General features: G+C 65.7%; 25 protein-coding genes. 5 read left to right on the plus strand and 20 right to left on the minus strand.

Features of this window, described 5'->3' with window-relative positions:
• Positions 1 to 81: 81 nt before the first annotated feature.
• The 11 genes from Q0C42_RS04770 to Q0C42_RS04820 all read right to left on the minus strand — a co-directional run bounded on the left by Q0C42_RS04770 (position 82) and on the right by Q0C42_RS04820 (position 11092).
• The gene (locus Q0C42_RS04770; protein ID WP_295072849.1) at positions 82 to 522 is read right to left on the minus strand and encodes a molybdenum cofactor biosynthesis protein MoaE; all 441 of its coding nucleotides are present in this window, start codon (positions 520 to 522) and stop codon (positions 82 to 84) included.
• A 1-nt stretch (position 523) separates the two neighbouring features.
• A complete protein-coding gene (moaD, locus tag Q0C42_RS04775) occupies positions 524 to 772 on the minus strand; it encodes a molybdopterin converting factor subunit 1 (protein WP_295072682.1) in 249 nt (82 codons plus the stop codon).
• A complete protein-coding gene (pgsA, locus tag Q0C42_RS04780) occupies positions 769 to 1434 on the minus strand; it encodes a CDP-diacylglycerol--glycerol-3-phosphate 3-phosphatidyltransferase (protein ID WP_295072685.1) in 666 nt (221 codons plus the stop codon). The genes moaD and pgsA overlap by 4 nt, the downstream gene beginning before the upstream one ends.
• A 72-nt stretch (positions 1435 to 1506) precedes the next feature.
• A complete protein-coding gene (locus Q0C42_RS04785) occupies positions 1507 to 2802 on the minus strand; it encodes a pitrilysin family protein (protein ID WP_295072687.1) in 1296 nt (431 codons plus the stop codon).
• A complete protein-coding gene (locus Q0C42_RS04790; RefSeq protein ID WP_295072690.1) occupies positions 2799 to 4175 on the minus strand; it encodes a pitrilysin family protein in 1377 nt (458 codons plus the stop codon). Before Q0C42_RS04790 ends, Q0C42_RS04785 begins: the two co-directional genes overlap by 4 nt.
• 84 nt (positions 4176 to 4259) lie before the next feature.
• Positions 4260 to 4790 (minus strand): DUF3035 domain-containing protein, encoded by a 531-nt coding sequence (locus tag Q0C42_RS04795; RefSeq protein ID WP_295072693.1) that lies wholly within the window; start codon positions 4788 to 4790, stop codon positions 4260 to 4262.
• A gap of 61 nt (positions 4791 to 4851) precedes the next feature.
• Positions 4852 to 5358, minus strand: a complete 507-nt coding sequence (gene lspA, locus Q0C42_RS04800) for a signal peptidase II (protein WP_295072695.1) — start codon at positions 5356 to 5358, stop codon at positions 4852 to 4854.
• A gap of 2 nt (positions 5359 to 5360) precedes the next feature.
• Positions 5361 to 6947, minus strand: a complete 1587-nt coding sequence (purH, locus tag Q0C42_RS04805; RefSeq protein ID WP_295072698.1) for a bifunctional phosphoribosylaminoimidazolecarboxamide formyltransferase/IMP cyclohydrolase — start codon at positions 6945 to 6947, stop codon at positions 5361 to 5363.
• Between the two features lie 26 nt (positions 6948 to 6973).
• Positions 6974 to 8704 (minus strand): heparinase II/III family protein, encoded by a 1731-nt coding sequence (locus Q0C42_RS04810; RefSeq protein ID WP_295072701.1) that lies wholly within the window; start codon positions 8702 to 8704, stop codon positions 6974 to 6976.
• An 89-nt stretch (positions 8705 to 8793) separates the two neighbouring features.
• Complete coding sequence (locus Q0C42_RS04815) at positions 8794 to 9945, minus strand: saccharopine dehydrogenase family protein (protein ID WP_295072704.1); 1152 nt, start codon at positions 9943 to 9945, stop codon at positions 8794 to 8796.
• Between the two features lie 97 nt (positions 9946 to 10042).
• Complete coding sequence (locus tag Q0C42_RS04820) at positions 10043 to 11092, minus strand: saccharopine dehydrogenase (protein WP_295072707.1); 1050 nt, start codon at positions 11090 to 11092, stop codon at positions 10043 to 10045.
• A gap of 152 nt (positions 11093 to 11244) precedes the next feature.
• Between Q0C42_RS04820 and rfbC the strand changes: the two genes are divergently transcribed.
• From rfbC to rfbA, 4 genes are read left to right on the plus strand one after another with little or no spacing between them, the layout of a single operon-like run.
• Positions 11245 to 11808 carry a dTDP-4-dehydrorhamnose 3,5-epimerase gene (rfbC, locus tag Q0C42_RS04825; protein ID WP_295072710.1) on the plus strand — a complete coding sequence of 188 codons (564 nt, stop codon included), beginning with the start codon at positions 11245 to 11247 and terminating at the stop codon, positions 11806 to 11808.
• Positions 11805 to 12842 (plus strand): dTDP-glucose 4,6-dehydratase, encoded by a 1038-nt coding sequence (gene rfbB, locus Q0C42_RS04830; protein ID WP_295072713.1) that lies wholly within the window; start codon positions 11805 to 11807, stop codon positions 12840 to 12842. Before rfbC ends, rfbB begins: the two co-directional genes overlap by 4 nt.
• Positions 12839 to 13684, plus strand: coding sequence for a dTDP-4-dehydrorhamnose reductase (gene rfbD, locus Q0C42_RS04835; protein ID WP_295072716.1), 846 nt, complete (start codon positions 12839 to 12841; stop codon positions 13682 to 13684). The genes rfbB and rfbD overlap by 4 nt, the downstream gene beginning before the upstream one ends.
• Entirely contained in the window at positions 13681 to 14559 is an 879-nt protein-coding gene (rfbA, locus tag Q0C42_RS04840; protein WP_295072719.1) for a glucose-1-phosphate thymidylyltransferase RfbA, read from the plus strand. Before rfbD ends, rfbA begins: the two co-directional genes overlap by 4 nt.
• On the opposite strand, the gene Q0C42_RS04845 is transcribed toward rfbA, so the two are convergent.
• From Q0C42_RS04845 to argH, 4 genes are read right to left on the minus strand one after another with little or no spacing between them, the layout of a single operon-like run.
• The gene (locus Q0C42_RS04845) at positions 14556 to 14873 is read right to left on the minus strand and encodes a DUF2834 domain-containing protein (RefSeq protein WP_295072722.1); all 318 of its coding nucleotides are present in this window, start codon (positions 14871 to 14873) and stop codon (positions 14556 to 14558) included. The genes rfbA and Q0C42_RS04845 overlap by 4 nt on opposite strands.
• Positions 14870 to 14995: a hypothetical protein gene (locus Q0C42_RS04850; RefSeq protein ID WP_295072725.1), complete on the minus strand. Its 126-nt coding sequence runs from the start codon at positions 14993 to 14995 to the stop codon at positions 14870 to 14872. Before Q0C42_RS04850 ends, Q0C42_RS04845 begins: the two co-directional genes overlap by 4 nt.
• A 12-nt stretch (positions 14996 to 15007) precedes the next feature.
• On the minus strand, positions 15008 to 15160 hold the full coding sequence (locus Q0C42_RS04855; protein ID WP_295072727.1) for a hypothetical protein: 153 nt from the start codon (positions 15158 to 15160) through the stop codon (positions 15008 to 15010).
• Positions 15161 to 15188: 28 nt separating this feature from the next.
• Complete coding sequence (gene argH, locus Q0C42_RS04860; protein WP_295072730.1) at positions 15189 to 16592, minus strand: argininosuccinate lyase; 1404 nt, start codon at positions 16590 to 16592, stop codon at positions 15189 to 15191.
• Positions 16593 to 16616: 24 nt separating this feature from the next.
• Here argH and Q0C42_RS04865 point away from each other — a divergent pair, with 24 nt between their 5' ends.
• A complete protein-coding gene (locus Q0C42_RS04865; RefSeq protein ID WP_295072733.1) occupies positions 16617 to 17156 on the plus strand; it encodes a TlpA disulfide reductase family protein in 540 nt (179 codons plus the stop codon).
• Position 17157: 1 nt separating this feature from the next.
• Here Q0C42_RS04865 and Q0C42_RS04870 read toward each other — a convergent pair whose 3' ends face one another.
• The 5 genes from Q0C42_RS04870 to Q0C42_RS04890 all read right to left on the minus strand — a co-directional run bounded on the left by Q0C42_RS04870 (position 17158) and on the right by Q0C42_RS04890 (position 21127).
• Complete coding sequence (locus Q0C42_RS04870; RefSeq protein WP_295072736.1) at positions 17158 to 17604, minus strand: RES family NAD+ phosphorylase; 447 nt, start codon at positions 17602 to 17604, stop codon at positions 17158 to 17160.
• 53 nt (positions 17605 to 17657) lie between these two features.
• Entirely contained in the window at positions 17658 to 18446 is a 789-nt protein-coding gene (locus Q0C42_RS04875; RefSeq protein ID WP_295072740.1) for an exodeoxyribonuclease III, read from the minus strand.
• 68 nt (positions 18447 to 18514) lie between these two features.
• Entirely contained in the window at positions 18515 to 18826 is a 312-nt protein-coding gene (locus tag Q0C42_RS04880) for a hypothetical protein (protein ID WP_295072742.1), read from the minus strand.
• Positions 18827 to 19155: 329 nt separating this feature from the next.
• Positions 19156 to 19842: a response regulator transcription factor gene (locus Q0C42_RS04885; protein ID WP_295072745.1), complete on the minus strand. Its 687-nt coding sequence runs from the start codon at positions 19840 to 19842 to the stop codon at positions 19156 to 19158.
• Positions 19843 to 19954: 112 nt separating this feature from the next.
• Positions 19955 to 21127: a phytanoyl-CoA dioxygenase family protein gene (locus Q0C42_RS04890; RefSeq protein ID WP_295072747.1), complete on the minus strand. Its 1173-nt coding sequence runs from the start codon at positions 21125 to 21127 to the stop codon at positions 19955 to 19957.

Consider the following 21127-nt stretch of genomic DNA (forward strand, 5'->3'; position numbering starts at 1 on the left):
GGAGAAATGCTTAACAAAGGCTGAACGCCCGCAGCCAAGCCCCTGATTTCATTGATCTCGAAAGCCGCCCACGCGTGGGCGCTACCACCGCTTCAGCGCATCCTCGTCGGCATCCTTCGCCGCGACCCAGGCCTCTCCACCGGCCCCCAGTTCCTTCTTCCAGAACGGAGCCCGCGACTTCAGGTAGTCCATCAGATACTCGGCCGCCGCGAACGCATCCCCCCGGTGCGGCGCGGCCGTCGCCACCATCATGATCGCCTCGCCCGGCCCCAGCTTGCCGAACCGATGGATCACCAGCGCGTCGGCCAGCGACCAGCGCCCGACGGCTTCCTCTGCGATGGCGGAAATCGCCTTCTCGGTCATGCCGGGGTAATGCTCGATCTCCATCGCCGAAAGCGTGCCACCCTCGTCCCGCACCAGCCCGGTGAAGCTGACCACCGCCCCCGCCCCGCGAACGCCGGACGTGAAAGCGGAAACCTCGGCTCCGACATCGAAGGGCTGGGACTGGACCGCGACCCGCATCTCAGCCACCGGTCATGGGCGGGAAGAAGGCGACCTCCCGGACCCCGGCCAAGGGGGCATCGAAGGACGACAGTTCCTGGTCCAGCGCGACCCGCAGCGAGGCAAGGTCCGCGAAAGCCGCCGCATAGCGTTCTTCCCGGGCACGCAATTCCTCGACCAGTTCGGCCACCGTGGCGGCCCCGGTCTCCAGCCGCTCCCGCGGCAGCCCGATCCGTTCCCGGACCCAGGCGAAGTACAAGACGTCGATCACTTGTCTTCCCGCAAGAAAGGTAACGACTTCGAGAAATACTCCCACCCCGTGACGACGGTCAGCAGGGCTGCAATCCACAACAGCCAGATGCCCGCAAGGTTCGCATAGGAGGCGCAGTCGCGGGTGCCGCAGGTGCGGATCGCCTCGGCCGTGCCTGCGGCGACGGCAGCCATGTGCTGCTCAGGGGTCATCCCTTCCAGCGCGAGGACGTTCTGGTAGTCGAGCCCCGTGCCAAGAAACAGCACGGCAATCGCAGTCATCTGCGCCGTGGTCTTCCATTTGGCCAGTTTGGTGACCTTCAGAAGCCCGCTTTTGTGACCGAGATATTCCCGCAGACCGCCGACGAAGACCTCGCGGAAGAGGATCAGCGTGGCGGGCAGGATCAGCCAGGGGTTCATCCCGTTATAGCCGGTGAGGATCATGATCGCGATCACCACCATCGCCTTGTCGGCGATCGGGTCCATCATCGCGCCGAACTTCGATTCCTGCTTCCAGAGCCGAGCGAGGTAGCCATCAAACCAGTCGGTCAGCGCAGCGGTGACGAACAGCGCCAGGGCGAACCAGTCTGCCCACGGGCGCTGGAAATACAGGAACATGACAGCCACACCGGGCGCGGCGAACAGCCGAAGGACGGTAAGCGTGTTTGGGATCGTCCACTTCATGCGAAATTGGTAGACCAAGGGTCCATCAGGGGGAAGGGGATAGTTTTACCCCCTCCGTCCTGCCCTGGCGCGTCAAAGGGCTTCAGGCTGGCCTACCACGACGAAGTGCAGATCCGCAGCCTTGAAGAGCCGCGCTGCGACGCGCTTGATGTCGTCCATCGTCACGGCCTCGACCTTGGAGTTGCGGGTGGTGACATAGTCCATGGGCATCCCGTCCATCTGCATGCCCACAAGGATGCTGGCGATGGGCCCGTTGCCATCGAAGCGCAGCGGGTACGAGCCGGTCAGATAGGTCTTGGTCGCCTCCAGTTCTTCCGGAGTGACGCCTTCGCTGACGATGCGGTCCCATTCGGCCTTCACCACCTTGATCGCTTCGGCGACCTTGTCGTTCGAGGCCGAGAACTGGCCCAGCAGCATGTCGGCGTGGTCCCGGTTCACGATGTAGGTGCCGATACCATAGGTCAGACCGCGCTTTTCGCGGACCTCGGTCATCAGCCGTGCGGTAAAGCGGCCGCCGCCCAGCATCTCGTTCAGGATGAAGGCCGGGAAGAAATCGGGGTCATCGCGCGGGATGCCCTTCTGGCCGAAGAAGACCGTCGACTGCGGCGAGGGGAAATCCTGCACCGTGACGCCGGGGGCCAGCAGCCACGGCGCGGCGCCGGGCAGTGGGGAGCCGGTGGCGGGCAGGTCGCCCAGCAACTTGTCGAGCAGATGGCCCAGTTCTTCGGCGGTAATGTCGCCAGCTGCCGCGACGAAGACCCGGTCGCGGGCCAGCGCGGACTTGTGCGCGGCCACCACGTCGTCGCGGGTCAGCGCCGTCACCGTATCGACAGTGCCATCTCCCGAGGAGGCATAGGGATGGTCGCCGAAGGCGAGAAGATCGAAGCGTTCCGAGGCGATGGTCCCGGGGTCCTTCTCGTTGGAACGGAGATTGGACAGCACCTGTTCGCGCACCCGATCGACTGCGGCCTGGTCGAAGCGAGGCTCGATCAGGGCCTTGCGCAGAAGGTCGATCGCCTGGTCGCGGTTTTCGGTGAGGAACTGGGCCGATACGCCAACCGAGTCTGTTCCGGCATCGAAGCTGAAGCTGGCGGCCAGGGCATCGCGGGCCTCGGCAAAGCCGCGGCTGTCCAGCTCGCCCGCGCCTTCTTCCAAGGTGGCGGTCATCAGGTTGACCACGCCGCGCTTGTCCGGAGCCTCCAACGAGGTGCCGCCGCGGAACTGGATTTCCAGCGCGGTGAAGGGGATGTTGTGATCCTCGACCAGCCAGGCGGTGATGCCACCGGGCGAGGTGACTTCCTTGATCGGGATCTCGGCCTGAGCGGGGAGGGTGAGGGCCAGGACGGCGGCGAAGACGGCGCGGATCATTCCTGGACCTCCGGGGCTGCGGCGGCGGCCGGAGTAACCTCGGCCGGGGCGGCTTCTGCCTGGGTCAGCCAGCCGGTGACGGCGTTACGGCGATCCAGCACCTTGCGGGCTGCGGCCAGGATATCGGCTTCGGTCACGGCCGAAAGCGCCTCGTCCCAACCTTCGATCTCCGCCAGTGTCAGCCCGACGCTGAAGCCTTCGCCATAGCGCCGCGCGAGCGCTTCGACATCGTCGCGGGCATAGATCTCTCCAGCGCGGACCTGAGTGCGAATACGCTCAAGCGCGGCCAAGTCGGGGCCGTTTTCCAGAAACTCGGCAAGCACACGGTCAAGCTCGGCCTCTGCCGCCTCGAGCGTGACGCCGGGGGCGGGGATCACGGCCAGGCCGAAGGTCGCGTCGTCGATCGAGGTGCCGCTGTAGAAGGCGCTGGTGTAGACCGCCACCTGGGCGTCGAACTGCAGCGCCCGCGCCAGGACCGAGGTCTGGCCATTGCCGCCCAGAAGCTCGGCCAGCACGGTCAGGGCCGCAGCCTCGGCCTGGTTGCCGGGGTCGCGTTCGGGGGCGATGTAGGTGCGGAAGACGTAAGGGTCCGAGACCCGCTCGTCCGCCAGCACCAGCCGACGCTCGGCCAGTTGCGGCGGTTCCTGCGCCCGGTCACGCGGCACGATTGCGTCCGACGGCTTGAGCGGACCGTAATGCTGTTCGGCAAGCGCCCTGACCGCCTCGGGTTCCACGTCGCCGGCGATGACCAGCGTGGCGTTGTTCGGGGCGTAGAACCGCTGGTAATAGTCCAGCGCGTCCTGGCGGCTAAGCTCTTCCATCTCGTGCCGCCAGCCGATGATCGGAATGCCGTAGGGATGGTTCAGGAATTGGGCGGCGCGCATCTGTTCCATCAGGAGCGCGCCCGGATCGCTGTCGGTGCGCTGGGCGCGTTCTTCCAGGATCACCTGACGTTCGGTGTCCACGTCCTCTTCGGTCAGGCGCAAGTTGCGCATGCGGTCGGCTTCCATCTCCATCACCAGGTCCAGCCGGTCGGCGGCGATGCGCTGGAAATAGGCGGTGTAGTCCCAGGAGGTGAAGGCGTTGTCGTCGCCGCCCTGCGCCTCGACGATGCCGGAAAAGGCGTTGGGGGCGACCTTCTCGGTGCCCTTGAACATCAGGTGTTCCAGGAAATGCGCGATGCCGGAATGGCCGCGCGGTTCGTCGGCGGCACCGACGCGATACCAGATCATCTGCACCACCACGGGGGCGCGGTGATCCTCGATCACCACGACATTCAGCCCGTTGTCGAGGGTGAAGGTGGTGACCGGCTCTTCGGCAAGGGCGGGAAGCGTCAGTGTCAGCAGTACGGCAGCGCCAAGTCGTCCGAGCATGGGCTTCCTCACCCTAGGTTTTCAGGGAAACTGCGGTGCGGTGGCCCGACATTCAACCCCGGCCAGGCCGGGGCCACGCGCTTGTTACTCTTCGTCAGGCTTCCGTGGCGGAGCGGAAGAGGTCCGCACGCCCGCCGCACGCCAGCGAGCCAGTTCCGCCTGCTGGTCCAGCCGCTGCTTGCGGTAGGCCTTGTAATAGACGTTCACGTTGAACAGCCGTTCCAGGATGCGACCGTTGTTGTCGCGCCGCCAGTCCAGATCTTCCGAAGCAAGCGTTCCGCGGATGCCGCCTTCGACCCCGAAGCGGGCTGCATGGGCATAAAGCGCCGAGTCACCCGACGGAATGCCACCCGCAGCGCCTGGCGTTCCACCAAGCGCGATGACGGCGTCGGCTTCGGGGTTCTGGTCGGTGCGGTTGAAGCCGCCCGGCGAGGGTTCGGGCAGTTCGGCCAGATTTTCCGGCAATTCCAACGGCTTTGGCGGAACGATGGCGAACTCATCCGGCCCCTGGCCCGAACGCAAATTCATCAGCTGCGGGTCGCGGTCCCCGGCGCAGGCCGCAAGCGTGACCATCGCCGCAATCGCGATGACCGCCCTGCCGTATCCTGCCTGCATGAATGCCTCCGAACCGTCTTTGTGCCGTCTTAGCCTAAAGCAACGCGGGCGTCACGGGTGTTTAGCGAGATCGGCGGGGGGGTTTTCCGCCGGTCGGTTTGTCGCCGTCGGTGCCCTTGGCAAAGATCACCAGGCCAAACGCGCCGACGAAGATCGCGATGTCGGCGACGTTGAAGGCATAGGGGTTCTCGATCCCGCAGCAGGACATGTTCAGAAAGTCCGCCACCGCGCCATAAGCGATTCGGTCGATGATGTTGCCCAGCGCCCCGCCGACGAGGAAGCCGCCGGCCAGTTCGGCCTTCCAGTTTCCCTTTTCGTTGCGCATCCACCAGACGACCCAGGCCGAAATCACCAGCGCCAGCACCACCAGTCCCCAGCGCGCCCAGTCCGAGCCGTTCGACAGAAGGCCGAAGTTGATCCCGTAGTTCCAGGCCATGCGGAACGTGAGATAGGGCGGGAAGACGTCGATCTCGCCGCGGTTGATCAGGTCCAGGCCATGCACGACGGCCAGCTTGGTCAGCTGGTCAAGGATGAAGATGACGGCGGCGGTGATCCAGAAACGGCGCATCATCAATGCCGGAAATGCCGCTGGCCGGTGAAGACCATCGCCAGGCCGCGTTCGTCTGCGGCCGCGATGACTTCGTCGTCGCGCATGGAGCCTCCGGGCTGGATGATCGCCGTCGCGCCCGCTTCGGCTGCGGTGATCAATCCGTCGGCGAAGGGGAAGAAGGCGTCCGAGGCCACGACCGAGCCTTGGGTCAGCGGACCGGGAAGGCCCAGCGCTTCCGCCATGTCGTCGGCCTTGCGGGCGGCAATCCGGGTCGAATCGACGCGGCTCATCTGCCCGGCGCCGACACCGACGGTGGCGCCGTCCTTCACATAGATGATCGCGTTCGACTTGACGTGCTTGGCCACGGTCCAGGCGAACATGAGGTCGGCCAGCTCCTTGTCTGACGGCGCGCGCTTCGTCACCACCTTCAGGTCCGAGACGGTGACATGCCCCGCATCGCGGTCCTGAACCAGAAAGCCGCCCGCCACCTGCTTGAACGCCAGACCCTTGGCCTTCGGGTCCGGCAAGGCTCCGGTGGTCAGCAGGCGCAGGTTCTTCTTGGTCGCGAAGACCGCTCGAGCCGCGTCCGTCGCGTCGGGGGCGATGACGACCTCGGTGAAGATCTTCACGATCTCTTCCGCGGTTGCTGCGTCCAGCACCTGGTTCAGCGCGACAATCCCGCCGAAGGCCGAAGTCTGGTCGCACTGGTAGGCGCGCTGGTAGGCCTCGGTCAGTGAGGACGCGGTTGCCACGCCGCAGGGGTTGGCGTGCTTGATGATCGCGCAGGCGGGGGCTCCGCCAGCGAATTCCGCCACCAGCTCGAAAGCCGCGTCGGTGTCGTTGATGTTGTTGTACGAAAGTTCCTTGCCCTGCCACTGGCGCGCTGTCGCCACGCCGGGGCGGCGCGAGCCGTCGACATAGAACGCCGCCGCCTGGTGCGGGTTCTCGCCGTAGCGCAGGGTCTGGGCGAGCTTGCCCGCAAAGCTGCGGTAGCGCGGGGCGGGTTCCTTGATCGCGCCAGCCAGCCAAGTGGAGACGGCTGTGTCGTAGGCCGCTGTCTTGGCATAGGCCGTCAGCGCCAGCTTCTGCCGGTAGGCCATCGTTGTCGCGCCGTCATTGGTCTTCAGCTGGGCCAGAAGGCAGTCGTAATCCATCGGGTCGGTGACAACAGTGACGAAACGATGGTTCTTCGCCGCCGCGCGGATCATAGCCGGGCCGCCGATGTCGATATTCTCGATGCAGGTCGCGTGGTCCGCACCTTTGGCCACCGTTTCCTCGAACGGGTAGAGGTTCACGATCAGAAGGTCGATCGGCTCGATCCCGTGCGCGGCCATCGCAACCAGATGCTCGTCATCGTCGCGCAGCGCCAGCAGGCCCCCATGCACGTTGGGGTGCAGCGTCTTGACGCGGCCGTCCATCATCTCGGGGAAACCCGTGACGTCGGACACGTCCCGCACCGCCAACCCTGCCGCCCGCAGCATCCCGCTTGTCCCGCCGGTCGAGATCAGCTCCACCCCGTATCCTGCAAGCGCGCGGGCCAACTCCAGAAGCCCGGTCTTGTCGGACACCGAAATCAGCGCGCGGCCGATGGGGACGAGGTTGGTCATCGCTGGAACCCTTCACTTGCCCGACGTCACTTTGTCGACGGGACATGAGGGTCCACCCCCTCCAGGTCCCGGATGGCCAGCGGAGTATCCTTTGCCTTCGCCAAGGTCCAGCCTATCCGTGTCTCGAACCCCCGCGCTTCGCCGCGAAGCACAATCTGCAGGCAGGGCCGCGGGTTCAACCGCCCATTTTCCAGGTAGGCCGAGGGTTCAAGGGCCAGTTCAAGCGGGCCGGTGAAGCGGAAGATCCAGATCTCGCCGCTTTTCAGGACCATCGAGACGGCCGCCCCGCCCATGTCCACAGTGGCGTCGACTTCGGGATGCAGATGGAAACGGATCGCGAAGCGCGCGCCCGCCATCGCGGTCTGCGTCATCGCATCCTCGAACCGCCTGCGCGCCTCGGCGGTCATCGCGGTCAAGGCATCGACGCCGGACAGCCGCCGCCCGTCATGCGCCAGCGTCAGGCTGCGGCTGGTGGTCAGCCCGTGCGAAGCGAGCCAACCGTCATGCGAAAGGTAAAGATCCGTCCCCTCGGTCCCCACCGTCAGCCGTGAGGCGGTGACCTGGGCGCGTTGCTCCAGCACCTCGCCGGACCGCCCGACGCGGGAGGAGGAGACGCCCTCCATCCCCAGGACGGAATGCGAAGGTGTGGCCCGCGCGGCCTGCCGCCATGCCGCGCCGAAGGTGACGCCCGAACCGCAGTTGACCACCACCGGCCGCCGCCCCGAGGTCAACTCGAACGCCGTGGTGGAGGCGTGCGCCGTCCGCGCCGCCCGCCCGCCCGGTGGTGCCGCCGCATCGACGATGACCGAGGTCCGCCCGCCATGCAGCCGTGCATAGCCCATCGCGATGGCCGGGGTCGCCCCCGCCCGCACCGCCGCCGAAGCCAGCGCCTGGTCCAGCCGCCCCTCCGCCGACCGCCCGCCGCCGTGGAACCGCGCCAGCTCGCCATCCGCATGGCGCAGGGCGCGCAAGGCCGGGGCGATCCGGGTGATCGCGTGGCTGAGCGCCGGTGGCACGGCCAGGTTCGCTTCGCTCATCGCGCTGGCCGACCAGGTCAGCAGCGTCAGCACCTCCAGCAGTTCCTCGGGGTTGCGCGTCGGGATGCCGCCTTCTGCGTCGATGTCCGTGTCGCAGGCTGCGGCGAGGGCCTGGGTTGCGGGGACCACCAGCGCCTCCATCCCGATCAGCGAGATCCCGGCGTAGACGAGGCCGGTCAGCGCCTCGAACCGGGGCAGGCCCTCTGCCGCACTGCGCCAGCGGCGCGCGAGGTAGGTCGCCTGCCGCGACAGTGCGGCGTAATAGGCTGCTGACTGAGCCTTGTCACGCGCCTGCAGGAGGATCGTCGCGTGATGCACCCAGCGAATGATCCTGCGGCCGGTCAGGTCTGGCGTCCAACCCGGCCCCTTGCCCTTGCCGTAGCGGGCGATCCAGCCCCAGGTCCAGTCCTGCGCGCGGGCCAGCGCATCCTTCGTTCCCAAGGCCGCCAGGTCGTCCAGCCAGGCGAAACCCTGCGCCTCGGTGACGAAGGCGTCGGGCCCGGCGATGTCCCAAAGCAAGGTGCCGGGGGCTTCGGCCAGATGTCCGGCCAGGAGGATGTTGCCCGCGACGATCTGCTTGCCGCGGGTGTAAAGGCCAATGGAGCGTGGTTCCGGCTGCGACACGAACCCACCCGCCGGCCGCGCACGACGCGCTGCCAGCACCGCCAGCCTGTCGGCCAGCCGGTCCAGTCGCCTTGACGTGCTGCTGGTCTCGCCCACGTCCTGCCTCGCTGCTCTTGTCCGGTTCTCCCGGATCGTTGGCGGATGATAGGCGAGGGCAGAGCTTCTGTCACCAAAAACGGGCCGCGTCAGGCCAGATGGTCGATCCGCTGCATCACCTGCGCCAGGTGGCTGACCTGATCCAGCCAGCGGGCCAAGAGCTTCGGATCATGCGGGGCGCCATGCACACCCGCCGGGATCTCGCGGTTCAGAACCGCTTCGATCGCCAGCGACACCGGCACTGACACCAGCCGCCCCATCGCCGTCCCGCGCACGTCGCCCCAGGCGTCCATCGCCCAGGTCTCGTGGTAGACCGGCCTGCCGTCGCGTTCGGCCTTCAGCGACACGAACAGCACCACCCGATCCGGCTCGCCCTCGGCGTAGGAGTTGTCCTTCAGAAGTGCTGCGGCACGGGCTTCGAGGGCGGCGTTGATCTCGGCCAGGGGTTTCCCCTCCAGCCCCTCGATCTCGCGGAAGATCGGAGCCCAGGCATCGGCCCAGCCGTTCAGCCGGATCGTGCCACGGACGAAGTCCTTGACCTTCCAATGCTTCTCGAACCGGTATTCCTCCATGAAGGGATAGCTGTCGCGGTTGGGGTAAACCTCGAAGCTTTCCGGCTGCGGCAGGGGCGCGTCATAGCGGCTGATCGCATCCCAGGGCCGGGCGACGCGCAGCTCGGTGAAATGCCGCAGACTGCGGGACGGGGACCGCAGCGCCTTAAGGACCCCCGCCGGGGCCCAGGAAAACTTGTAGCGGAAGGCGTTCGCTTGCTTCGGCACGCCACCACAGTAGGAGGTGAAGGACAGCACGTTGTCATTGTGATAGGCCTTCGAGGCCCGATAGCGCGCCACCAGGTCATGCGCCATCAGATGGTCGATGCCTGGGTCAAGGCCAACCTCGTTCACCGACACCAGCCCCTTCTCGCGGAACGCCTCATCCAGCGCCCGCATCTCGGGCGCGATGTAGCTGGAGGAGCAGAAGTTCGCCCCTTTCTCCAGGCACAACTGGGCGATCCCGACATGCTGGTCGGCGGGAAGCATTGACACCGCGATGTCGCCCGGCTTCAAGGCTGCTGCCAGCGCCTCTAGGCTGAAGGCCCGGATGTCCTGCGTCAGGTCGCCGACCTCGGCCCGGGCCTTTTCGACGGTGCGGTTCCAGACCGTGACGGGGTGCCCCGCCTCGATCAGCCGCCGCAGTCCCGGAATCGACGACAGCCCCGTGCCGCACCAATGGATCGTCATTTTCTTGCTCCCTTTGCCCCCAGGACCCAAAAATCTTGAGTAAGATTTTTGACAAATTCCTTCCTCAAGGAATTTGGGTCCCCCGTTGATACCTTGCTCACACGCCCGCGACGTGCCTGTCGAATTCCACCTTTGCCCGCCCCCAGACGCCAGCCTGCAGATCGGTCAATGTCAGCAGCGACGGCAGCAGTTGCGCTGCGTAATCCTCTGACGATTCCACCGGCATCAGGCTGGGCAGGTTGTCGATTGCCGTCACATCCAGCGGCGGATCGTCATGGACCCTCAGCGCCGGGGCGTCCCAGTCTGTCGCCCGGTCATAGACCTTGATCGGCGAAAAGTCCGAAGTCGGGTCGCAGGCGATGTCCCCGATCACGGTCAGCTTGCGCGCGTCGGTCTTGGCGCTGGCAGGCACGAAGACCGGACATCCGGGCCGCGCGAGGATGCAATTCAGGAAGATCTCGTGCTGCAAGACCTCGGGGAATGGCCCGCCTGACGCGGTTTCCGCCATGTCCCATTTTGTGACGGCGACGCCCATCGCCTCGCAGAGGTCCGCCGCCCCGGTGCCGACGCGCCCCAGCGCCCCGATGATGATGGCCCGCGGCCGCCCCAGTCCGGACAGCTCGTCACCCAGTTGTGCCAGCAACGCATCCTTCGACGGCACCTTGCGCACCGGCCCGGCAATGCTGCCGTGCTGCTGCGCCGCCCAGCATTTCAGGCTGAGCGCCGCCCCCGCATAGCCGGCCCAATAGCCGAAGGCCGCAACCCGGCGACCGTCTTCGTTTACCAGGTATTCAAGGTCATACAGCGTCCCGCCCCCGGCCTTGAACCGCTGCAGCAGGACCCGTCCCGCAGGCTGCCCCTTGTAGGCGTGGCCAAACATGATGTGGCGATGGGACAGCGGCGTGCCATCCTCGGGCAGTTCCTTCAGGCCGAAGACGATCGCATCGGCCGGAGCCTGCGGCCAATGGTTCTCCTCGGCGATGTCGCAGCCCGCCGCGACATAACCGTCCAGCGGAATTGCCCGGACCGAGGACCGCTCGACCGTCACCCGGATGCCCGCCTTGACCAGAGCCGCAGCTCCCTCGGGCGCCAGACCAACGCGTTCCTCGTTCGGCCGCTGCTCGGCCCGCACCCACAGATGGGTCATCTTCGTCGTCCTTCTCCCGCGTCGCAGCCCCGTGATAGCCCAAGACCGAACCCGGCAAAACCCCGCAAACAGACTGTTTCCGGGCCGTCCCGGCTTGCATTGCCAGCCAGATCATCGCAACTCTGCACCAGCGCTTCTTACGAGTTTTCCTGATGCAGATTGACCCCACCGCATTGCCCGACGTCCTGATCGTCACCCCCCGCCGCTTCGGCGACGCCCGGGGCTGGTTCATGGAAACCTGGAACGCCGCGCGGATGGCTGATGCCGGGCTGGACCTGCCCTGGGTGCAGGACAATCACTCCTTCTCTGCCGCCAAGGGCACCCTGCGGGGCTTGCACTTCCAGTCCCCGCCCCGCGCGCAGGACAAGCTGGTCCGCTGTACCCGTGGCGCGATCCTTGATGTGGCGGTGGACATCCGGACTGGCTCCCCCAGCTATGGCCAATGGGTTGGCGTTGAACTGACCCCCGACAACAGCCGCCAGCTTTTCGTGCCGAAGGGGTTCCTGCACGGTTTCCTGACCCTGACCGGCGACACCGAAGTGCAGTACAAGTGCACCGACCTTTATGCACCCGAGCATGACGGGGCCGTCCGCTGGGATGACCCGGCCATCGGCATCGACTGGGGCGTCGCCGCGCCGACCCTGTCGGACAAGGACAGCAGGGCGCCGCTTCTGGCCGACATCGGCCACCCTTTCCGTTACGGGGTCCAGGAATGAAGCTTCTTGTCACCGGCGGGGCCGGGTTCATCGGGTCGGCAGTGGTCCGTCTGGCCGTGTCGCGGGGGCATGAGGTCGTCAACCTGGATGCGATGACCTATGCCGCCAACGCGGCGAACGTCGCGGCGGTGGCGAACTCCAACCTCTACAGCTTCGAGAAGGCCGACATCCGCGACCGCGGGGCGCTGGACCACATCTTCGCCTTGCACAATCCCGACGCCGTGATGCACCTGGCCGCCGAAAGCCATGTCGACCGGTCGATCGACGGTCCCGCGGATTTCATCGAGACGAACATCACCGGCACGTTCAACATGCTGGAAGCGGCCCGCGCGCATTGGGCGCGCCAAGGCAAGCCGGACAGCTTTCGCTTCCACCACATCTCGACCGATGAGGTCTTCGGCTCCCTCGGCGCGGAAGGCCAGTTCACCGAACACACGCCCTACGACCCGCGCAGCCCCTATTCGGCGTCGAAAGCCGCGTCCGACCACCTGGTCCGCGCCTGGGCCGAGACTTACGGGCTGCCCGTCGTCCTGACCAACTGCTCGAACAACTATGGTCCCTACCACTTCCCGGAAAAGCTGATCCCCGTCGCCATCCTGAATGCGCTCCACGGCAAGCCCATCCCGGTCTACGGCACGGGCGAGAATGTCCGCGACTGGCTTTATGTCGAAGACCACGCCGATGCCCTCCTCCTTGTCCTGGAGAAAGGGGCGCTCGGCCGCAGCTACAACATCGGCGGCGAGAACGAACGGCGGAACATCGACCTTGTCCGCACCATCTGCGCGCTCCTGGACGAAATGGCCCCCAAAGCCACTCCCTATGCCGACCAGATCACCTTCGTCACCGACCGCCCGGGACACGACGCGCGCTATGCTATCGACCCCTCGCGCATCCGCGAGGAACTGGGCTGGCGGCCCTCGGTGACGGTGGAGGAAGGCCTGAGGCGCACAGTCCGCTGGTATCTCGACAACGAGGCCTGGTGGAAGCCGCTTCTCGACCGCAAGGGCGTGGGCGAAAGGCTGGGAAAGGCATGAAGCTGCTTGTCTTCGGCAGGACCGGTCAGGTGGCGCGTGAGCTTCAGCGCCTCGCCCCCGATGCCACCTACCTCGGTCGCGACGAGGCCGACCTGATGGACACCGCTGCCTGCGCGGCGAGGATCGCTGCGGCAGATGTCGACGCGATCATCAACGCCGCCGCCTGGACCGCCGTCGACAAGGCGGAGACCGAGGAAGCCGCCGCCACCATCGTCAACGGCGAGGCTCCAAGCGCGATGGCCCGGGCGGCCGCGGCAAAGGGCATCCCCTTCCTGCACATCTCCACCGACTACGTCTTCGACGGCACAGGCGGCCAGCCCTTCACCCCGGACCACCCGACGGCTCCATTGGGGGCCTATGGTCGGTCGAAACTTGCCGGTGAACAGGGCGTCCGCGCTGCAGGCGGCCCACACCTGATCCTCCGCACCTCCTGGGTTGTCTCAGCCCACGGCGCGAACTTCGTGAAGACGATGCTTCGGCTTGGGGCCGAGCGGGAAAGCCTGCGCGTCGTGGCCGACCAGATCGGCGGCCCCACCCCAGCATCCGCCATTGCCGAGGCGCTTTTCGACGCAGCACAGGCGATGGTGGCTGGAGCCCCGGGTGGAACGCATCACTTCTCCGGCGCACCCGATACCAGCTGGGCGGATTTTGCCCGCAGGATCATGGCCGATGCCGGACTGCCCTGCCGGATCGAGGATATCCCGACCAGCGATTACCCCACCCCGGCCAAACGACCGCTGAATTCCCGCCTTGATTGCAGTGCATTTACCGCCGCGTTCGGCATCCCGCGCCCCGACTGGCGGGAAGGTCTGAAAGCGATCGTGAAGGAGCTTACCCCATGACCCGCAAAGGCATCCTCCTGGCCGGAGGCACCGGCTCGCGCCTCTGGCCGATCACGCTGGGCGTCTCGAAGCAACTGCTCCCGATCTACGACAAGCCGATGGTCTACTACCCGCTGTCGGTCCTGATGCTGGCCGGCATCCGCGAGATTGCCATCATCACCACGCCCGACGATCAGCCGCAGTTCCGGCGCCTTCTGAAGGACGGCAGCCAGTGGGGCCTGAGCTTCACCTGGATCATCCAGGAAAAGCCGGAAGGGCTGGCGCAGGCCTACCTTCTGACCCGCGACTTTCTGAACGGCGCGCCATCGGCGATGGTCCTTGGCGACAACATCTTCTTCGGCCACGGGCTTCCCGAGATGCTGGCACGGGCCGATGAACAGTCCTCCGGCGGCAGCGTATTCGGCTACCACGTCTCGGACCCCGAGCGGTACGGCGTGGCGGCTTTCGATGCGGATGGGCGCGTGACCCAGATCGTCGAGAAGCCGTCAAAGCCGCCCTCCAGCTTTGCGATCACCGGGCTTTATTTCCTGGACGGCCGCGCGCCGGATATTGCTGCAGAGATCAAGCCCTCTCCGCGTGGAGAGCTGGAAATCGTAGACGTGCTGGAGCACTACCGTGCCGAGGGTTCGCTGCAGGTCGAACGCATGGGCCGTGGCTTTGCCTGGCTGGACACCGGCACTCCGGGCAGCTTGCTGGATGCCGGGAATTTCGTGCGCACGCTGCAGGACCGGCAGGGGATGCAGGTTGGATCACCCGACGAGATTGCGTTCCACAAAGGCTGGATCGACCGCGCGGGGATGGAAAAGCAGGCGCAGGTCTTTGGCAAGTCCAGCTATGGCGCGCATCTGGCCGGCGTGCTGCGGGAAGAAACCTAGTCCTTCCGACCGGACCGCAGGAACAGGTACAGCGGCAAGCCGCAGCTGACCCCGATGCAGAAGGTGGCGGGGATCGCCACCAGGTGCCACCACGCGCGGCGGCTGATCGCCTCGGCCAGGACCCAGACCGTCAGCGCGATGGCGGCGATGGTCAGGTCCCAGGTCAGGCCGGTGGTCGAAGCGTTGACATACCAGGCGTCGATCAAGCCACTAATGCCCGTCCCCGTCTCGCGCATGTATTTCAGGAACCAGTACATCGGATGCACCGCGCCCCAGACGGCGAGTGCGAGGAATGCCAGACGCAGCGGCGTCACTTCAGCACCACGCCGACCTGCGCCTCACCCGTCACCGCAATCCCCCTGGAGGGCGGTTCCGGAGCGCCATCGGCACCGCAGGCGGCAAGGGCAAGGCAGGCGACAAGCAGAAGTCTGGGCATGGCGGGCATTCCTTACGGGTCGATGCTGACGGTGGCACCACCGACGTTGCCCGACAAGGTGGGGTTTGCCTGCACACCATCCGGGCCGAAGGTCAGGTTGGTGGCGACCAGCGGGTTGCTGCACCCCGTCAGGGTGAGAAGCGCCAGAAGAACCAGGGATTTCATGGCAGGACTCCTTTTCCGACAGCCCGGATCACGCCAGCGCGGCTTTCCAGCGGGCAATCTGGGCGCGCACCTGGTCAGGCGCCGTCCCGCCATAGGATGTGCGGCTGCGGACAGAATTTTCCACCCCGAGGACCGAGTATACGTCCTGCGTGATCCCCGGATGCACGGCGGTCATCTCGTTGATCGACAGGTCGGGAAGGTCGCAGCCCTTCTTCTCGGCCAGCGCCACCAGCGTGCCGGTGACGTGGTGCGCCTCGCGGAACGGAAGGTTCAATGCCTTCACCAGCCAGTCCGCCAGGTCGGTCGCAGTCGAAAAGCCCGAGGCTGCCGACACCGCCAGCACGTCGCGGTTGGCGGTCATGTCGCTGACCATGCCGGTCATCGCGGCCAGGCCCAGCATAAGGGAGTCCGCGGCGTCGAAGACCTGTTCCTTGTCTTCCTGCATGTCCTTGGAATAGGTCAGCGCCAGGCCCTTCATCACCGTGAAGAGCGCGACGGTCGACCCCAGAATACGACCCAGCTTCGCGCGCAGAAGCTCTGCCGCGTCCGGGTTCTTCTTCTGCGGCATGATGCTGGAGCCGGTCGTCCAGCGGTCCGACAGCCGGACAAAGCGGAACTGCGCACTGGACCAGATCACCAGCTCTTCGGCAAAGCGCGACAGGTGCATGGCGCAGATGCTGGAGGCGCAGAGGAACTCCAGCGCGAAATCGCGGTCGGAGACCGAGTCCAGGCTGTTCGCGGTGGGCCGGTCGAAGCCCAGAGCGTTCGCCGTCATGTGGCGATCGATGGGGAACGAGGTCCCGGCCAGAGCCGCCGCGCCCAGCGGGCATTCGTTCATGCGGCGGCGGGCGTCTTTAAAGCGGCTGCGGTCGCGGGCCAGCATCTCGACATAGGCCATCATGTGATGCCCCCAGGTCACCGGCTGGGCGGTCTGCAGGTGGGTGAAGCCGGGCATGACCCAATCGGCCCCCGCCTCGGCCTGCGCCAGAAAGGCCTGCATCAACCCGGTCAGCCCGGCAATCGCCTGGTCGCACTGGTCGCGGACCCAGAGCCGGAAGTCGACGGCAACCTGGTCATTGCGGCTGCGGCCGGTGTGCAGGCGCTTGCCAGCCTCGCCGATCCGTTCGGTCAGGCGGGCTTCGATGTTCAGGTGGATGTCTTCCAACTCGGTCGTGAACGGAAATTTCCCCGCCTCGATCTCTGACAAGATCGCGAGCAGGCCTTCCCCAATCGCCTTTGCATCCATATCAGTGATGATGCCTTGTGCGGCCAGCATCGCCGCATGGGCCCGGCTGCCGGCAATGTCCTGGGCATAGAGCCGCTGGTCGAACCCGATCGAGGCGTTGATCGCCGTCATGATCGCGTCCGGCCCGCTGGCAAAGCGCCCGCCCCACATGGTGTTGGCGGCTTTGGGATCGCGGGCGTCGGACATGGGGCGGCCTTTGGAGTGAGAAGCGTGCGGAAATTGCTGGTTGTCCTCTACACGGCCTTCCTGATCGGTGCAAACCCGGGCTGGGCCGATGTCGCCGCGCTACGGGACGGCGACATGAAGAAACTGGCGCTGCACGACGCGCCGGTGACGATCCCCGAAGTGGTGCTGCTGGACGCCGAGGATGGTGAGCACAGCTTGGCGGAGTATCGCGGCAAATGGGTCGTGCTGAACTTCTGGGCCACCTGGTGCGCCCCGTGCCGACACGAAATGCCCTCGCTCGACCGGCTTCAGACCGCGATGCCCGACCTGGCCGTCGTCCCGGTGGCCACGGGTCGCAACGCGGTCGAGGGGATCAAGCGGTTCTTTGACGAGGCCCAGATCAAGACCCTGCCGATCCTGCGTGACCCCAAGTCGGAACTTGCGCGCGGGATGGCGGTCATGGGTCTGCCGGTGACCGTCATCCTGAACCCCGAAGGCCAGGAGGTCGCGCGGCTGATCGGTGACGCGGAATGGGACAGCGACAGCGCCAAGGCGGTGCTGGGTGCACTGATGGCAGGGCAGTAGTCTAGTCCAGAAGGCGCGGATCGAAGTCGAAGGGCTCGATCCGCAGGATGATGACGCGGCCCATGTCCGGGTGGAGCGGGTTGAGGACCACGTTGGCCTCCAACGGCACGACGCTGCTGGGCACGCTGAGGCCAAGACAGTCCAGACTGTCCAGCCAGGCGTCCCCCAGCGGGCGGGTCTTCTCTTCGGGCATGGTGCCGGGAAAACCCGAGAGTTTGCACAGATCGTCCGGCACGTCGTATTCCACGGCAGACTGCACCGGGGTGTGGCCGTTCCGGCGCTTGTCGCGGGGCAGGTTCACCAGAACCTCCAGCGCCGCCAGAGCCAGGGACGAGGCACAGTACACAGCAGGTCGCCCCGGGCTGTTCCAGCGGCCGCCATGCTGCTTTGTCCCCTCGCCAGAAAGGCCGGGAAGCTGATCCGGTTCCGCCAATTGCCACAGCCGCATGTCTTTCCCCCGCTCTTCCAACGGATTCAGCGGGAAAGCGCGGAATTTGTTCCCTACAGATCGAAACTGGCGAAGACCGGGACGTGGTCGCTGGGCTGCTCCCACCCGCGCACCGGGCGCAGGATGCGGCTGGAGTGGGCGGCATTGGCGATGTCGGACGTCGCCCAGATATGGTCCAGCCGACGGCCCTTGTCGGCGGCGTTCCAGTCCGGGGCGCGGTAGCTCCACCAGCTGTAAAGCCGGCCTTGGGGGATATCCTTGCGGGTGACGTCCTGCCAGCCTCCCGACTCCATCACCTGGCTCAGGTGGTCGACCTCGACCGGCGTGTGGCTGACGATCTTCAAAAGCGCCTTGTGGTCCCAGACATCATCCTCGCGCGGGGCGATGTTCAGGTCGCCCACCAGGACCGCCTTTTCCGGCCTTTCGCCGTGAAAGTGGTCGCGCATGTGGGTCAGGAAGTCGAGCTTCTGACCAAACTTGAGGTTTTGCTCACGATTTGGTATGTCTCCGCCTGCGGGAACATAGAAGTTGTGGATGGTGACGCCGTTCTCCAGCCGTCCCGCCACGTGTCGCGCATGGCCCAGCGTTGCAAAGTCATGCCCGCCCACATCTGTCATCGGCAGCTTCGACAGGATCGCCACGCCGTTGTAGCCCTTCTGCCCCCGCGCAACGACGTGAGAATACCCAAGCGCGCGAAACCCCTCCAGCGGGATCAGTTCCACCGGGCACTTGCATTCCTGCAGGCAAAGGACGTCGGGGGTTTCCTCGGTCATCAGACGAGAGACCAGCGCCTCGCGCAGGCGGACCGAATTGATGTTCCAGGTGGCGAGGGTAAAGGGCATGGACAGGCTCCGAAGGGTGCGGCGGACGACCGTAAGGCCCTCCGCCGCAAGTCTCAAGAGCGCAGGGGTCAGTCGGTAACGGTGAAGGTGCCCAGGTCGCACAGGTTCTGGGACTGTTCAACTTCGCCACCTTCGACCGAGACGAAGCGCAGGTCGTAGTCGCAGACATCCAGCCCGTCCGCGATGGTCACGTCGCCGGACACGCCGGGTTCGACCGTGGTCAGCAGGATGTTTTCGCCCCACTGGTCTTCGCCGACCGGCGAGACATACATTTCGGTCAGGGTGTGGGTGCTGTCATTGACCAGGGTGAAGATCAGGTCTTCAGCCATGACGGGAGCCGCAGCGAGGGTGAAAAGGGCAGCGGCGAAAGCGATACGCATGGATGTCTCCGGGTTGGAACCGCAGCCTGTCTGCGGTTGCGTATGCTTCTAGCCGGGGAATTGTGCAAAGCCCATGACTTTGGCGGGCCGTGTCCGTGGCATTTGCATCGGCCTTCGGGATCAGCGCAAAAAAAGGCCGGGCAAGAAGCCCGGCCAGGTCCAACAGGGAGGATGCCGCGCCATAACCCCGACGCGACCAGGGGAACCTTGTGCACAACCAGTGCATGCTAGAAAGGTAGCAAGTGAATCCGGCAACAATAAGCCCTAAGGCGCAAGATTTCATGTTTGTTGCATGGCGGTCGCAATGTTCCCGCCAAGCAACAGTACTCTTACGCAACCAGTCGGTAGCCGCCGCTTTCGGTCACCAGCAGCCGTGCGTTGGAAGGATCGGGTTCGATCTTCTGGCGCAGGCGGTAGATGTGGGTCTCCAGCGTGTGCGTGGTCACGCCCGCGTTGTAGCCCCAGACTTCATGCAACAGCACATCCCGCGCCACGACCCCGGTGGTCGAACGGTAGAGGTACTTCAGGATGTTGGTTTCCTTTTCCGTCAGGCGGATCTTCTTGTCCTTCTCGTCCACCAGCATCTTCTGGGCCGGCTTGAAGGTGTAAGGCCCAAGCTGGAAAACCGCGTCCTCGGACTGTTCATGCGTCCGCAGTTGCGCGCGGATGCGGGCCAGGAGGACGGGGAACTTGAACGGCTTGGTCACATAGTCGTTCGCACCGGCGTCCAGACCCAGGATCGTATCGCTGTCGGTATCGTGGCCGGTTAGCATCAGGATCGGGCACTTCACGCCCTGCTTGCGCATCCGGCGGCACAACTCGCGGCCATCGGTATCAGGCAGGCCGACATCCAGGATCACCAGGTCGAAGAGACCTGCCTTGACCTTCTCCATCCCGTCGGCACCGGTTCCGGCCTCGAACACGTCGAAGTCTTCGGTCATCACCAACTGTTCGCTCAGCGCCTCGCGCAGGTCGTCGTCGTCGTCGACGAGCAGAATTTTCCGCAGTCCGGCCATGATGTGCCTCCCTTGCTGATAGGGGTGACATGCGCCCCGATCACGAGTCCTGCAAGATTTGCTACCAAATGCTCACGCGGTCGTGTCGGTTCCGCTGGCTATGTTTCAAATCTCAGGTGGCGTTCTTCCTTTCCAGCTTTGCCAGCACGTCATCAAGCTGCGCGTCGGTCCAGCCTTCGCGCACTGCCTCGGCCAGAAAATCCGCCATCGTCCGTGGGGCAAGGCCGCCGATGGGCGGGTTGCGGTCAAGGTTGGTCGGGAAGGGATAGCCCTCGGCCGTCGAGGCGATGACGTTGGCCACGTCAATCCCGGGACTTCCCTGACGCAGCACCGGAAAGACTGCCCGGCTCATTCGGCCCCGGTCCACCGTCTCCATCGCCCGCCCGAAGGCCGAGGAGACCTGAAGCAGATTGACCATCCGGAAGCGGTCCGCCGTCCGGTTGGTCCCCGCGCCATGCATGACCGCCGGGTTGAAGAACAGCGCGTCGCCCTTGGACAAGGGCAACTGGACGTGGTGCTTGGCAAAATGCTCCTGATATTCAGGGCGCGAGAAGGCGAGATAGCCCTCGTGGAAGGCTTGCGAGAAGGGCAGCAGCATGGTCGGCCCCGTCTCGACCGGCATGTCGCAATGCGCCACCGCCCCTTGCAGCGTCAGCAGGGGAGAGATGCCGTGGATATGCGCCGGAAACCGCGCCATCTGCTCGGCCGACATGAAGCCCAGGTGATAGTCCCGATGCGCCACCTGCGCAGCGCCACCGGGGTTCACCCGGTTGACCTGCGCGGTCATCTGGTAGGCCGGCCCAAGCCAGGCCTCGGACGCCAGCGCCAGGGCGTCGGCGCTGTAGTACGCCGCAAAGTTCGCAGGATCAGCCAGACAGTGCTTTTCCAACGAGTTCCAGATCCGGTCGTTCGCGCCCGGCTTGGCGAAGTGGTCACCCCCGCCCTGGTTCGCGGCTTTCTCCTCGGCGATGATCGTCTCGAAGATCGCGCTGGCGCGGTCGACGATGGCGGCATCGGGCAGGGCGTCCCGGATCACCAGGATCCCCGGACCATCGGCGAAGGCCCAGGCCCATTCAGCCGTCAACGCGCGGCGGGCCTGTGGGTCCCTGGCTGCTGAGGCCACGGTCTCGCCGCTGTAGATCGGGACGTTCTGCACCACGTCGATGGCCTGGGGCACGTCCTCTGCCCTGGTCTGCTGCGAGACCTGCGCCTGGAACACGTCGAAATCTCCGCTGTCGGGACTGATCCAGACCGGGCGGCGGGCGGGGCGGGAGGGGGCGTTCAT

Source organism: Tabrizicola sp. (assembly GCF_022842145.1).
GTDB lineage: Bacteria > Pseudomonadota > Alphaproteobacteria > Rhodobacterales > Rhodobacteraceae > Tabrizicola.

Coding starts and splice junctions, on each gene's coding strand:
- Q0C42_RS04770 (WP_295072849.1), bottom strand. CDS start 522: ATGCGGGTCGCGGTCCAGTCCCAGCCCTTCGATGTCGGAGCCGAGGTT.
- pgsA (WP_295072685.1), bottom strand. CDS start 1,434: ATGAAGTGGACGATCCCAAACACGCTTACCGTCCTTCGGCTGTTCGCC.
- Q0C42_RS04785 (WP_295072687.1), bottom strand. CDS start 2,802: ATGATCCGCGCCGTCTTCGCCGCCGTCCTGGCCCTCACCCTCCCCGCT.
- Q0C42_RS04790 (WP_295072690.1), bottom strand. CDS start 4,175: ATGCTCGGACGACTTGGCGCTGCCGTACTGCTGACACTGACGCTTCCC.
- Q0C42_RS04795 (WP_295072693.1), bottom strand. CDS start 4,790: ATGCAGGCAGGATACGGCAGGGCGGTCATCGCGATTGCGGCGATGGTC.
- lspA (WP_295072695.1), bottom strand. CDS start 5,358: ATGCGCCGTTTCTGGATCACCGCCGCCGTCATCTTCATCCTTGACCAG.
- purH (WP_295072698.1), bottom strand. CDS start 6,947: ATGACCAACCTCGTCCCCATCGGCCGCGCGCTGATTTCGGTGTCCGAC.
- Q0C42_RS04815 (WP_295072704.1), bottom strand. CDS start 9,945: ATGACGATCCATTGGTGCGGCACGGGGCTGTCGTCGATTCCGGGACTG.
- Q0C42_RS04820 (WP_295072707.1), bottom strand. CDS start 11,092: ATGACCCATCTGTGGGTGCGGGCCGAGCAGCGGCCGAACGAGGAACGC.
- rfbC (WP_295072710.1), top strand. CDS start 11,245: ATGCAGATTGACCCCACCGCATTGCCCGACGTCCTGATCGTCACCCCC.
- rfbB (WP_295072713.1), top strand. CDS start 11,805: ATGAAGCTTCTTGTCACCGGCGGGGCCGGGTTCATCGGGTCGGCAGTG.
- rfbD (WP_295072716.1), top strand. CDS start 12,839: ATGAAGCTGCTTGTCTTCGGCAGGACCGGTCAGGTGGCGCGTGAGCTT.
- rfbA (WP_295072719.1), top strand. CDS start 13,681: ATGACCCGCAAAGGCATCCTCCTGGCCGGAGGCACCGGCTCGCGCCTC.
- Q0C42_RS04850 (WP_295072725.1), bottom strand. CDS start 14,995: ATGCCCAGACTTCTGCTTGTCGCCTGCCTTGCCCTTGCCGCCTGCGGT.
- Q0C42_RS04855 (WP_295072727.1), bottom strand. CDS start 15,160: ATGAAATCCCTGGTTCTTCTGGCGCTTCTCACCCTGACGGGGTGCAGC.
- argH (WP_295072730.1), bottom strand. CDS start 16,592: ATGTCCGACGCCCGCGATCCCAAAGCCGCCAACACCATGTGGGGCGGG.
- Q0C42_RS04870 (WP_295072736.1), bottom strand. CDS start 17,604: ATGCGGCTGTGGCAATTGGCGGAACCGGATCAGCTTCCCGGCCTTTCT.
- Q0C42_RS04875 (WP_295072740.1), bottom strand. CDS start 18,446: ATGCCCTTTACCCTCGCCACCTGGAACATCAATTCGGTCCGCCTGCGC.
- Q0C42_RS04880 (WP_295072742.1), bottom strand. CDS start 18,826: ATGCGTATCGCTTTCGCCGCTGCCCTTTTCACCCTCGCTGCGGCTCCC.
- Q0C42_RS04885 (WP_295072745.1), bottom strand. CDS start 19,842: ATGGCCGGACTGCGGAAAATTCTGCTCGTCGACGACGACGACGACCTG.
- Q0C42_RS04890 (WP_295072747.1), bottom strand. CDS start 21,127: ATGAACGCCCCCTCCCGCCCCGCCCGCCGCCCGGTCTGGATCAGTCCC.